This is a genomic window from Paenibacillus sp. LjRoot56, from assembly GCF_964253335.1.
GTDB lineage: Bacteria > Bacillota > Bacilli > Paenibacillales > NBRC-103111 > Paenibacillus_E > Paenibacillus_E allorhizoplanae.
In genome coordinates, this window is the sequence record NZ_CAXURV020000002.1 from 1,434,647 (window position 1) to 1,446,150 (window position 11,504).

The 11,504-nt window shown below is 43.9% G+C and carries 14 protein-coding genes and 1 other annotated feature; of the genes, 12 read left to right on the forward strand and 2 right to left on the reverse strand.

Translation table 11 applies throughout. The features are described from left to right. Positions 1–9 precede the first annotated feature (9 nt). From ACSQ8O_RS18975 to ACSQ8O_RS19005, 7 genes are all read left to right on the forward strand, one after another. Positions 10–624 (forward strand): DUF3990 domain-containing protein, encoded by a 615-nt coding sequence (locus ACSQ8O_RS18975; RefSeq protein WP_436242878.1) that lies wholly within the window; start codon positions 10–12, stop codon positions 622–624. Beyond that, entirely contained in the window at positions 593–889 is a 297-nt protein-coding gene (locus ACSQ8O_RS18980; RefSeq protein WP_436242879.1) for a hypothetical protein, read from the forward strand. The genes ACSQ8O_RS18975 and ACSQ8O_RS18980 overlap by 32 nt, the downstream gene beginning before the upstream one ends. A 65-nt stretch (positions 890–954) precedes the next feature. Beyond that, the gene (locus tag ACSQ8O_RS18985) at positions 955–1,773 is read left to right on the forward strand and encodes a class I SAM-dependent methyltransferase (protein WP_436242880.1); all 819 of its coding nucleotides are present in this window, start codon (positions 955–957) and stop codon (positions 1,771–1,773) included. A 34-nt stretch (positions 1,774–1,807) separates the two neighbouring features. After that, positions 1,808–2,953, forward strand: a complete 1,146-nt coding sequence (locus tag ACSQ8O_RS18990; RefSeq protein ID WP_436242968.1) for an MFS transporter — start codon at positions 1,808–1,810, stop codon at positions 2,951–2,953. Positions 2,954–3,067: 114 nt separating this feature from the next. Beyond that, complete coding sequence (locus ACSQ8O_RS18995) at positions 3,068–3,556, forward strand: SRPBCC family protein (protein ID WP_436242881.1); 489 nt, start codon at positions 3,068–3,070, stop codon at positions 3,554–3,556. A gap of 145 nt (positions 3,557–3,701) precedes the next feature. Beyond that, positions 3,702–4,532 (forward strand): sugar phosphate isomerase/epimerase family protein, encoded by an 831-nt coding sequence (locus ACSQ8O_RS19000; protein WP_436242882.1) that lies wholly within the window; start codon positions 3,702–3,704, stop codon positions 4,530–4,532. An 88-nt stretch (positions 4,533–4,620) separates the two neighbouring features. Further along, the gene (locus ACSQ8O_RS19005; RefSeq protein ID WP_436242883.1) at positions 4,621–5,040 is read left to right on the forward strand and encodes an HIT family protein; all 420 of its coding nucleotides are present in this window, start codon (positions 4,621–4,623) and stop codon (positions 5,038–5,040) included. Positions 5,041–5,106: 66 nt separating this feature from the next. Here ACSQ8O_RS19005 and ACSQ8O_RS19010 read toward each other — a convergent pair whose 3' ends face one another. Beyond that, on the reverse strand, positions 5,107–5,526 hold the full coding sequence (locus ACSQ8O_RS19010; protein WP_436242884.1) for a DUF3995 domain-containing protein: 420 nt from the start codon (positions 5,524–5,526) through the stop codon (positions 5,107–5,109). Then, positions 5,523–6,116, reverse strand: coding sequence for a TetR/AcrR family transcriptional regulator (locus ACSQ8O_RS19015; protein ID WP_436242885.1), 594 nt, complete (start codon positions 6,114–6,116; stop codon positions 5,523–5,525). Before ACSQ8O_RS19015 ends, ACSQ8O_RS19010 begins: the two co-directional genes overlap by 4 nt. Before the next feature lie 152 nt (positions 6,117–6,268). Continuing rightward, positions 6,269–6,494 (forward strand) — a binding site (T-box leader). A 45-nt stretch (positions 6,495–6,539) separates the two neighbouring features. Here ACSQ8O_RS19015 and ACSQ8O_RS19020 point away from each other — a divergent pair. The 5 genes from ACSQ8O_RS19020 to ACSQ8O_RS19040 all read left to right on the forward strand — a co-directional run bounded on the left by ACSQ8O_RS19020 (position 6,540) and on the right by ACSQ8O_RS19040 (position 11,243). Continuing rightward, positions 6,540–7,352 (forward strand): class I SAM-dependent methyltransferase, encoded by an 813-nt coding sequence (locus ACSQ8O_RS19020; protein ID WP_436242886.1) that lies wholly within the window; start codon positions 6,540–6,542, stop codon positions 7,350–7,352. Between the two features lie 4 nt (positions 7,353–7,356). After that, positions 7,357–7,989 carry an NUDIX hydrolase gene (locus ACSQ8O_RS19025; protein ID WP_436242887.1) on the forward strand — a complete coding sequence of 211 codons (633 nt, stop codon included), beginning with the start codon at positions 7,357–7,359 and terminating at the stop codon, positions 7,987–7,989. Between the two features lie 18 nt (positions 7,990–8,007). Next, positions 8,008–8,529, forward strand: coding sequence for a YfiT family bacillithiol transferase (locus ACSQ8O_RS19030; RefSeq protein WP_436242888.1), 522 nt, complete (start codon positions 8,008–8,010; stop codon positions 8,527–8,529). Between the two features lie 397 nt (positions 8,530–8,926). Next, positions 8,927–10,171, forward strand: a complete 1,245-nt coding sequence (locus ACSQ8O_RS19035) for a stalk domain-containing protein (protein ID WP_436242889.1) — start codon at positions 8,927–8,929, stop codon at positions 10,169–10,171. A 121-nt stretch (positions 10,172–10,292) separates the two neighbouring features. Beyond that, on the forward strand, positions 10,293–11,243 hold the full coding sequence (locus ACSQ8O_RS19040; protein ID WP_436242890.1) for a stalk domain-containing protein: 951 nt from the start codon (positions 10,293–10,295) through the stop codon (positions 11,241–11,243). The last annotated feature ends 261 nt before the right edge of the window (positions 11,244–11,504 follow it).

Sequence of the window (11,504 nt, forward strand, 5' to 3'; positions counted from 1 at the left end):
GAAAGCGAAATGGATATAATAACACCACAACGTTTATATCATGGAACAACCGATAATCTCGTCAACCTTTTCCAAGATAAATTATTGGATAGCAGGTATTGGCGACCTGGCCGTGATTTCGGCGAAGGATTTTATACAACTATCTCAGCAGCGCAGGCGCGAAATTGGGCACGTAAGGCAGCTGCTCGATCGATTATGGGGCATGAGCTTGCCTGTGTGCTTGAGATTGAGCTAATCTCGATTCCTGCGAAGATGGAGCCGCTCATTTTTCTAAGTGATTCATTAGCATGGGCTCAATTTGTCATGTCGCATCGCAGTGTTATGAATAAGGGAGAAGATGACCCGTGTCACAAACATCCGGATATCATTATAGGCCCAATGGCGGATGGTGATACTGGACGAATTATTGAAGAAGCAGTACAATTAAATAGAGATGTACATTGGTTTTATGATCAAATATTACGCAACACACGCGGTCGGAAATTGGATGCGTTGCGTCTTGGTAATCAAGTGGTATTTTCCTCGGAGAAGTGGGAAGCATCCCTTCGGTTTATTGGTTATAACATTTTTACGGGAGGCAGGTGGATCTACTATGAAAACACAAGTTCGGCTGAATCTGTATGAACGCGGAATTGTTGATGCTCTTGTTCAGAGTTTCGGTTACACCTCGCAAGGTGCTCGAAAGCTTGTTGTCGAATATGTTGAGGTCATTCGTAAATTAGGTGGCTATGACACCTGTTATGATCATGCAGAGCGATTAGTCCAAGCAACAACTAACAATTATAAGCCAGAAGAGTGGTTGAAACGAATCAATGTCCTCGCGAAGGAAGCCGTCCAAGATAAAGGCATACTTCACCTAGAGGGACGGTTACACGTTCATGTACGTTAAATAAGTAGAGTAGAAGCTCATCCTTTGGTTGAGCTTTTTTTGTGACCACTCAGGGGAGGGAATCTATGATTGAACATATTCGCACGAGTAATGTACAACGATTTGCCGGATTCGGTGCGTTGTATGATGAAAGCCGACCAACAGCGCCGCGGGAATTGATTAAGATTTTGACCTCTTATTTGGGAGGCAACCCCCAAACCGTTGTAGATGTAGGCTGTGGCACAGGGTTATCTTCGTTTATCTGGTTGAATGATGCAGAGCGAATCATCGGCGTTGAGCCCAGTGATGATATGCGCGCAGTAGCACTAGCCAAATGGGAGAGGTTGAACAAGCCAGATGCTATTCAATTCGTTAACGGATTGTCTCATGAACTGGGGCTGCCTTCCGATTCTGCAGACATTGTCACATGTTCACAATCGTTTCACTGGATGGAGCCGCAAAGTACTTTGCGTGAATTCGCGCGGATCCTTCGCCCAGGCGGTGTCTTCGCCGCGTATGATTGTGATTGGCCGCCTGTCATTGATTGGGAAATTGAGCAGCAATATATGAAGCTTACGTCGCTAGGTGATAAGCGGGCTGTTGAGCTGGCACCGAAGCATGAGCAAGCGCACAAATGGAACAAGGACGAGCATTTGAAACAAATTCAATCATCGGGCTTATTCCGCTATGCAAGAGAAATTGTGTTTCATAATTGGGAGTCTTGCGATGCAACACGGTATGCCAACCTCGCGTTAAGCCAGGGCAGCTTACAATCTGCGATAAAGTTAGGTGCGAAAGAGCTTGAGGCAGAGGCAGCAGCGTTTCGCCAGTTAGTGGAGAACGTATTCGCTGGTGAACAACGATCCATCTTATTTGGATACCGCATGCGGGTAGGCATCGTTTAGCAATCACAGATGAAAGAAGGGAACAGCTACGAAACTGAATGCATTTGTATTATTTTATGTCGTCATTTATATGGGTAACGCGGTTTATGGAACTTTCATGCCGGTGTATCTTAACAACGCGAAGTTTTCTCAGGAGCAGATTGGAGTTCTACTTAGTCTCGGACCCTTGATTGCCATGATTGGTCAACCTGTATGGGGAGCGTTAGGGGACCGTGCCAAAACAAAGAATCACATCTTGCGATTATTAATTATTGGCAGCGGTATTTCGATTCTATTCTTCCCGATCTCGCATCAATTTCTCTTTATACTTGTCATCATTTGCATATTTACTTTTTTCCAGACCTCCATATTTGCGTTAAGTGATGCGATTACCTTAGAGGAATTAGATCGGCAGCCCACATGGAGCTTTGGTTTAATTCGGCTGGGAGGAACCGTAGGCTTCGCTATAATGTCACTCCTTTTCGGATTCGTTGCCAAGTCTTATATCAATTCCATGTTCCTGGTTTACGCCTGTACGATGTTTGCCGCTTTGCTTTGTTTATGGCAATTTCCTGCTGCCGCTGGGCGACCAGCGAATGTGATGGGGCGGAAATTCCGTGAGCTGTTCAAAAATGGCAAACTCATGTTTTACATAGGCATGAATTTTATTATCCAAATTACGCTTGGGTATTATTATGCTTTCTTTCCGATTTATTTCAAGCAAATGGGTGGAGATAGTGTACTGTTAGGCTGGTCAATGACCATCTCGTCTTTAAGTGAGCTGCCCTTTTTATTATTTTCGGCAAAAATATTGAAGCGAGTTCCCATCTCGATCATTTTACTCGTTGCAGCCTTAGCGTCATCCTTACGGTGGTACTTATTCTCTCAGATTGAAGTAGCGCACTGGTTATTACCTGTTCAAGTCTTGCATGGCGTCATCTTTATCGTACTATCCGTTACGATTGCCACCATCATTAATCGCGAAGTACCAGCGGAATGGAAGGCTAGCGGGCAAACCCTGAATGGCTTACTTAGCCTAGGGGCTGCGCGTATTATCGGCAGCTTCTTAGGCGGTTTCATGAGCGCTGCGTATGGAATGAGACAAGTTTTCCTTTATAGCTCTTGGCTATCTATGGCGTGTGTCATGGTGATTGGTATCGTTCTATTTACACGAAGAAAGCACAATGAACTAGGGATATAATGGGAAGGAAGCTTTTGGACAGATCACCTTGTAAAAAGTGGCATGTTTGGAACTCGATGGTGAATTCGTTTATGATAGTGACATGGTACTTCGATGAAAGGAAAGTGAACGGTTATGATCGAGAATGAAGCGATTCTTACCTATGAGCCTGGAGGTCAGCAGATCTGTATGACACGCGTATTCAATGCGCCGCGAGAGTTAGTGTTTAAAGCGTTTACGGATGCGGCGCTGATCGTGGAATGGCTTGGACCCCGGAATCTAACGATGAAATTGGACACTTTTGAGCCGAGAAGCGGTGGCAACTGGCGCTATATACATCTGGATAGCCAAGGAAATGAATATGCGTTCCGTGGGGTGTATCATGAAGTTACTGAGCCAGAACGAATTATTCAAACATTTGAGTTTGAGGGACTTCCAGAGAAGGGACATGTTATCCTAGAAACGGCTAAATTCGAAGAACTCGAAGGCGGCAAGACTAAGCTAGTGATGGAATCTGTGTTCCAATCGGTCGCTGATCGAGACGGCATGCTGCATTCAGGCATGGAGCAAGGGATGCAGGATTCATATGAGCGGTTAGCGGAGCTTTTGGATCGCATCACATAGTTGGGAGGAGAGCAGGCGCTGAGGCGGCCTGCTTTTTTGCTAAGAAAATAGCACAATAAGACATCTAGTTGCGTTTTCGAATATGGCGATTCCAAAAACACTTTGATAAGATATGTCAAAATAGAGGAATGAAGGGATGGTAGGTATGCCGTTTATATCGCTAACGAGTTGGAGTTTACATCGGAATTTAGGTCCTTTGCGTTGGACTCGATGGGACGACAATAAGCAAACACAATTCACGGAAGCTCAAGATCAACCAGAACTGCTTTCTTTGCTCGAATTACCAGCCGTGTTAGCAGAGAAGGGATTCCGCTCACTGGAAGTGTGTCATTTTCATTTCCCAGAGACGAGTGAAACTTATCTGAAAGCATTGAAAGGGGCATTTACGGATGCGGGACTTCGTTTCTATACCTTATTGCTTGAATACGGAGATATCTCGAGTTCAGATGAGGTTCGTAGACAATCCGATCTCGCATGGATCAAAGGTTGGATAGATGTCGCGGCGCAGGCTGGAGCGGAAAGAGTGCGTATTATTGCAGGTGAAGCGGATCCATCGGACAGGGATGCGTTGGCACGATCGATCGAAGCACTACGTGAGTTAGGACAATATGGTAAGGAGCATGGCGTTCGCGTTGTGACAGAGAATTTCAAATCTCTCTCCTCAACTGGCGACAATTGTCTTGCGATTTTGGAAGGATGTGGAGATGTTATTGGATTTACCTCCGATTTCGGGAATTTCAAAGGCGAACAGAAATTCGATGAGTTAGTCCAAACGATTCCACTTAGTGAATCCATTCATGCGAAAGCGCAAACCAATGCCGCGGGAGATCCTGATGAAGCTGAATTTATTCGCTGCTTAAACATCGCCAAGCAGTCTGGTTATGAAGGGCCGCTTACACTTGTTTATGATGGTCCTGGTGACATGTGGGATGGTATTGAGCGCGTTAAGAAGCTGGCGGAGCCGTACTGTTCCTAATAGGAATTGTATCTGCTCCTATGTGAATTATGCTATGATACTAGTAATGTTATCCATTTACTAATCGCTAGAATAGGAGACTTCCACCATGACCCCAGTATGTAATTATTGCAGCAAGAACGAGGCATTAGCGAATTTGATGATTGAAATTGGACAATTGCGTGTATCAACCTTGTACTTATTTAGAGAACAGACGTATAAGGGCCGCTGTATTGTTGCTTTGAACGAGCATCATACCGAATTCTTTCACTTGTCTCAAGAGAATCAGGATGCATACATGCGTGATGTAGCGCAGGCTGCAGCTGCCGTGGAACGTGCTTTTTCTCCGGACAAAATTAATTATGGCGCCTTTGGCGATACGATGCCACACGTACATTTCCATATTGTACCGAAATATAAGGATGGCTACACGTGGGGTAAAATGTTCGAAATGAATCCCGCTGACAATAAGCAATTGTCTGAACAAGAATATGAGGAAATCATTGGTCAATTGAAAGAACATCTGTAGCGTCGATAGGTTACACAACCTAAAGCCACCAATCATCTAACGGATGAGAGGTGGCTTTTCATACTTTTACACAACGCTTAGTAGAAATGAGAATGCCAAGAAGAGACAGAGAGGACTATAGAATCGCGTGTCATAGTAGGAGAAAGCAGTGTGTTTGACTCTTTTGAAAAAACCTAAATAATTGAAATCTCCAATCGCTCTTAGGAAGAATACACTCCCACAGAGGATACATGACCACTTGGTGAATGAGTTTGCTTGTAGGAATGACAGCGTTTCAGACTGAGCAACCAATACGGTACACACGCCTAACATCAATACGGCAACTGCTAGTGTCTCAGGCATACGAGGTAGGAATAAAGCAGCGCCATCTTTGGTCTGCGGCAGCGCCTCACGGCTGCCCCATCTGCCGCCAAATGCCCAATACACATGGATCAAGCTGATTAACACCAGAAAAGTGGCTGATATATAAACAAGAAATGAGCTCATTGTTCAATCCCCTCCCAAATAACATCCATTTGCTTGTTAAACATAACGGTGAGATCTTCACCTTGAGATTGAATCATCGCCCAAGAGAGGAGTGAATTAAAGTAAATTCCGACTAAAACCGAAGCGATAATGGACGATTCCCAACGTGTTTGAAACGCATGTAAGTCTTTAGCCTCATTAATGATCTGACATAGGGTCTGTTGAAAAATGAGGATATTAGGTGATTCTTCTTTCATAAGCAAGGCGGACTTCATCGTTTCGGATAGCGTAAGCTTTAACAATTCGGAATGTTGTACATAGGTGGAGAGCAGATCATTGAAGATCAGTCGAAGACGTTCTCTAAGATTCGGGATTTGATGTTTCTGGACAATTTCGCTCATAAATTGAATTTGTGATTGACCGAGATGAAGAAGGATATGCTCCTTTTTGGGAAAATAGTTGAAGAAGGTTCCCTTAGCGACGCCGCAGGATGAGGCAATTTCTTCAACGGTCACATTGTCGTAACCTTTCTCCTGGAACAGCTCAATCGCTTTTAAAAATAGTTGCTGCTTGAGCTCTTGTTTGCGGACTTCTCTAAGTACAAATATCACCTCGCTAATAAATGACCTCGGTCATTATATGACTAAGGTCATAGTAATTCTATTTACCAGTAATTTCAAGTAGATAAAATGTCGAAAAAAGAATCCATTGACAGGAAGTAATTGGGAATATAAACTTACATCACATCCAACTCCATACATATCCAAACGCAATGATTGGGACTAGTAAGGAACACCTATTGTCCAGAGAGCTGTCGCTTCGGTGGAAGACAGCCAATAGCTTCCCCAACTCACCCTTGAGCGGTAAGATCGAAGTGTTTCGTAGATCTTAACGGTTAACCACCGTGATCGGGTCTCGAGGATTTGTAACTATTCATGTTACGAATCAAGAAGAGTGGTACCGCGAAGGTTTAACCTGTCGCCTCTTTGTAGGCGATGGGTTTTTTGGCATTCCAATAAGGGAGGGAACAACGAATGAAGAATGTGATCGATTACTATGCCAAGTTTGATGAATGGGGAAGACTAGATCGCGAGCCTATTGAGTTTACGATAAATTGGCACTACATGAAGAAGTATCTCCCTCGCGGTGGTCATGTCCTAGATAACGGGGCTGGACCAGGTAAATACGCAATGGAATTAGCGAAACTCGGCTATCACGTGACGCTTACCGACCTTACACCTAATCTCGTCAAGCTAGCGAAAGAGAAAGCAAGTGAGTTGGGTTTATCAGACATGTTTAGTGGCTTTCATGCGTTGAACGCCACGAGTTTAGAGGGGATATCAGATGAAACCTTTGATGCTTCGTTGATGTTGGGACCACTTTATCATTTGCAAGTAGAAGAGGATCGCGTTGCTGCTGCAAGGGAATTATATCGGGTGACCAAGAACGATGGCATCGTGTTTGTCGCTTTTCAAAGTCGGATGCGGATGCTGCTAACTTCGTTGCTATTCCCCAATGCTTGGAAACCGAATGACAATATGGCTGCTATTGAGCATTTTATACAGGAAGGTACTTTTAATCATACAGATGCAGGTCGTTTCACGGGGGCTTATTATTACAATGTGGAAGACATCAAACCATTTATGGAAAGCCAAGGATTTGAGACATTAGATCTGATTGGATCTTCCAATCTTGGGGCTTTGTTATCGCAAGAGCAGAAGCAATATTGGACGGATCGAGGGGAAAAGGACATGTTCATTGAACTTCTCATTCGACTAGCGCGTGATCCATCGGTGTTAGGGGTTTCCTCACATTTGTTATATATCGGGAGAAAGGTAGGAGAGTGAAGAGATGACAGAACGTGATGCAAGCCTTAAATGGTTAGATTGGGCCAAACAAATTCAATCAATTGCCCAAATTGGTTTAACGTATTCGAAGGATGTCTACGATCTGGAACGTTTCCAGGCGCTTCGGGAAATAAGTGTTGATATTCTGGATACGTACACTGTGGTGGGCAAGGATACAATTAACCTTAGCTTTGCCAATGAAACCGGGTACGCAACACCGAAGGTGGATATTCGAGGCGTTGTTTTTGAAGAGGATAAACTACTACTTGTGAAGGAAAAAGCAGATGGCGCTTGGGCGCTCCCTGGGGGTTGGGCCGATATTGGCTACTCACCTTCGGAAGTTGCTGTGAAAGAGATCAGAGAAGAGGCAGGCCTTGATGTGGTGCCTGTTAGATTGCTCGCTGTTCTAGATAAAAAGTTCCATAACCATCCACCTGAGCCCTATCACATTTATAAAATGTTTATTCTTTGCAAAATAATTGGCGGGGAAGCGTTGGTCGGCGTGGAAACGAGTGAGGTGCGCTTTTTCGGTGAAAATGAACTACCTGAATTATCAGCAGAACGGAATACGATTGCTCAAGTGACAAGTATGTTTGATTATTTAAGAGATCCGGATAAAGCGGTTAGATTGGACTAAGAGAGGAAGGCAGACGTTATGGAACAACTGCGATACCCGATTGGGAGATTCGAGCGGATCGAGCAGCCAACACAAGCGAATCGGGATAAATGGGTGACGGACGTTGCGGAGACAGCTGATCTTTTGCGGATAACTGTCTTAAACCTCAACCAGGAACAACGTTTAACGCCATATCGTCCAGGTGGTTGGACGGTTCAACAAGTCGTTCACCATATGGCGGACAATGATATGAATGCTTTTCTGCGTTTCAAGCGAGCCCTGACAGAGGATAGCCCCGTTGCAAGCACATATCGGGAAGATTTATGGGCAGATTTGAGTGATTATCAGGTACCTATTGAAGCTTCGATTCAACTATTGGAATCCATACATATTCGATTTGTAGCTGTGCTCCGTTCATTAGATCCAGCGGATTTATCGAAGTCTTTTACGAGCCCTGTCCTTGGTGTGATAAGTTTGGAAGTTGCGCTGCAACGATTTGTTTGGCATGATCGACATCACATTGCTCAGATCGCATCACTAAAAGATCGAATGGGCTGGTAGGTACATTTCTTAGGGCAAAACAAATCTCTATTCCAAAATTGAATAATAAATTTATAGGGCTGCCGAGTATGATCTCGGTGGCCTTTTTATAAGCGCCAGAATTTATATGTTTTGGGTTTTGGGGTAAGCGAAGCTTAGCCCTTATTTAAGGCTGAGATAGTCGAAATAATCGACTATCTCGAAGGAAAGCGGCGCCTTTAGAGGTGAGATAGTCGAAATAATCGACTATCTCGAGGTCCCCCGGCACCTTTGGAGGTAAGATAGCCAAAGTAAGCTTTGTGAAAAGACAGATTCGCACGTATGATCTGTCTTTTTCATCTTCTTTTGCAGGAATTGGGAGGGATTTTGTCGAAAAGGAATGATTCGTGGAAATCAAACCGTGTGTTACGGAGGTACAATGAACAATTGGTTGAAAAAGAGTATTAAGCTAGCAACAGTACTTGCTGGGGTATCCATGGTAATCGGGAACTTCAGTGCACTTGCAGCAGGTAACAACGATCAGAGCGCTGCCTTAGACTATTTGAATGACGTCAGAGCTCATATGGGCATTCCATTGATGGAATTAGATCCTTCACTCACAACAGCTGCGGGAAAACATGCGAATTATCTTCAAATCAATAAAGAGAATGGCCACACAGAAATACCAAGTAAGCAAGGGTTCTCAGGCAAACTTCCCTGGGATCGGGCAGCCGCGACAGGTTTTGATACAAATAAATTCGGAGTATTTGAGGATGTTTCGTTTACGACCGATTCGCCGGAGGATGGCGTGCAGTCTTTGCTGGATGCTCCGCTTCATAGATCGAGTTTGATACTTCCGGACATGTCACTACTAGGCGTAGGGTATAATAAACATGCACTTGTCTTAAACCCTGCTAAGAAATGGTTCACCCATACAGGAACGGGTGTTTATCCTTACGATGGACAGACGGGTGTACCGATTGGATTTTATGGTTTCGAGATACCGAATCCGTTGGAACAATTTGATTTGGAGAAATCAGGTTATTTTATTACATACGCAGGGGTAGCTCAAGATAAGTCGGATGTAACTGCCTCGCTGACGAATAGTCAAGATGAACCTGTTGAGATTTACAAATTAAAGCAAGAGCTCGGCGATACGAACGCTTGGCATATCATTCCGAAATATGAGCTTGCTTATGGAGAAACGTATACGGTAACTGTTGAGAATAACTCATGGTCTTTTACAACGGTAGAAAACCCAGCTGCGCCATCTACAGAACACAAAGGGAATCCGGTCAAATCGGACCAGCCAAAGAAATTTACGTCGAATGATGTTGGTATTCGTATCAATGGGACTTACATCGACGTTTCTCCTAAGGCCAAAATCATTGGCGAAAGCACGTTCATCCCGCTTCGTGGCGTATTTGAAGCGATGGGAGCCAAAGTGATTTGGGAGGGAACCCGTCAAGAGGTTACGATTGTGAAAGGATCAAAAACGATTGTTTTGCCAATTGGGAAGAAACAAGCGCTAGTTAACGGAACATGGCAGGCACTTTCGAATGCGCCTTTTATATCCGCAGAAGGTTCTACGTATGTACCCCTACGATTTGCTACCGAAGCACTTGGCGCGCAAGTGGCCTGGGAAAGTGATAAGTGGACGGCAGTCATCAATCAACTCCAATAAGGGAGATAAAGTCGAGCGTAAGATGCTCGGCTTTTTTATTTTGAAACAATTTCGAAGATGGTGCGTCTAATGAGTTATCATTGTTAAAATATGGAATAGATGCGTTTGGGAGGAGTCAACCATGAAGAAATATATGTTAGGTCTGGGGTGTGGCCTGCTGCTTGCAGGCTCATCTGTTGCCTTCGCTTCAGATACGATTCAAGCGTTATTGTTTCCAGCTAGCTTTGAGATCAATGGCAGTCAAGTTAAGATGGATAGTGACTATCAGATTCTGAATGTGGATGGGCATGCTTATGTACCCATTCGCTTTGTAGCTGAAAATTTGGGAGCGACGATTGATTATGATGCAGAATCTCAAAAAATTGTCGTTAAAAATAAGCCGTTAGACATCAAAGATCCAGATTACGCTAATATCTCTGTGGGAAATTTAATCCTAACCAAAGAAGGCAATCAAACCAAAGTGACAGGTCAATTGAAATTTGAAGGCGTAGGAAACAGTCTTAACATGGTCGGAGCGGGATTGTCTTTTTACAATGAAGATAATCAGGAAATAGGCAAAGCCGTCATTTCGGGAAATAATTTCGGCGTAGATGCCCAAACGTTTGTAACCGAGGGAGAGGGAGATTTCAATAATTACGATGCGGTTTACCTTCATATTGGTGCAATCAATCACCGAATAATGAGTGATGCTCCTACTATGCTATACAGAAATTCAAGCTATCGTTTCACACTCGCGATCCCGTCTAGTTGGGAGGGGAAATACGAGGTCGTTGAGCGGAAAGATGATGAATCTGAGCGTGTGAACTACCTTTTTATTAATAAGGCGAATAAAGCGTTCGGTGGTGTGATCTTTAGCATTTCCATATGGTCAAAGGGAGATTGGCTTGCAAATGGTGCTACCACGAAGGGAATTGGTCAAGTATACAAGTTAGGCGAAGATGCGGACCAGGTGTTTCTCTTATTCCCCCCAGGAGACGTAGAGTATAATCCCCATGACGAGAAGCTAACAGCCGAATTTCGTGCAATGACGGACCAAATTAGTAAAATTAGAACGAGCTTCAAATTCGAGTAATAGCGTACATGAGAGCAAGTACCGAGCGAATAGCGGTGCTTGTTTTTTGCGTTCAACAAACCCTTGATTTAACACTTATTCCAGTTGCATCCTCCCCATATATCACAACTCGTTCGTATTCCTATCAATAATTGACTGCCGATAGAAAGAGGTTAATTCAAGATAGGTTTTATCAAGTGAGCGTTCTATCTAGGTGATGTCAGGGATGGTATGTTCTATCTAGGCTAAAGAAAGCGCTTAATAAAAGATGTAAGGAGTGTG

What these genes read in the sequence shown, in the direction of transcription:
- ACSQ8O_RS18975 (WP_436242878.1), top strand. Translation starts at nt 10, where the DNA reads ATGGATATAATAACACCACAACGTTTATATCATGGAACAACCGATAAT.
- ACSQ8O_RS18980 (WP_436242879.1), top strand. Translation starts at nt 593, where the DNA reads ATGAAAACACAAGTTCGGCTGAATCTGTATGAACGCGGAATTGTTGAT.
- ACSQ8O_RS18985 (WP_436242880.1), top strand. Translation starts at nt 955, where the DNA reads ATGATTGAACATATTCGCACGAGTAATGTACAACGATTTGCCGGATTC.
- ACSQ8O_RS18995 (WP_436242881.1), top strand. Translation starts at nt 3,068, where the DNA reads ATGATCGAGAATGAAGCGATTCTTACCTATGAGCCTGGAGGTCAGCAG.
- ACSQ8O_RS19000 (WP_436242882.1), top strand. Translation starts at nt 3,702, where the DNA reads ATGCCGTTTATATCGCTAACGAGTTGGAGTTTACATCGGAATTTAGGT.
- ACSQ8O_RS19005 (WP_436242883.1), top strand. Translation starts at nt 4,621, where the DNA reads ATGACCCCAGTATGTAATTATTGCAGCAAGAACGAGGCATTAGCGAAT.
- ACSQ8O_RS19010 (WP_436242884.1), bottom strand. Translation starts at nt 5,526, where the DNA reads ATGAGCTCATTTCTTGTTTATATATCAGCCACTTTTCTGGTGTTAATC.
- ACSQ8O_RS19020 (WP_436242886.1), top strand. Translation starts at nt 6,540, where the DNA reads ATGAAGAATGTGATCGATTACTATGCCAAGTTTGATGAATGGGGAAGA.
- ACSQ8O_RS19025 (WP_436242887.1), top strand. Translation starts at nt 7,357, where the DNA reads ATGACAGAACGTGATGCAAGCCTTAAATGGTTAGATTGGGCCAAACAA.
- ACSQ8O_RS19030 (WP_436242888.1), top strand. Translation starts at nt 8,008, where the DNA reads ATGGAACAACTGCGATACCCGATTGGGAGATTCGAGCGGATCGAGCAG.
- ACSQ8O_RS19035 (WP_436242889.1), top strand. Translation starts at nt 8,927, where the DNA reads ATGAACAATTGGTTGAAAAAGAGTATTAAGCTAGCAACAGTACTTGCT.
- ACSQ8O_RS19040 (WP_436242890.1), top strand. Translation starts at nt 10,293, where the DNA reads ATGAAGAAATATATGTTAGGTCTGGGGTGTGGCCTGCTGCTTGCAGGC.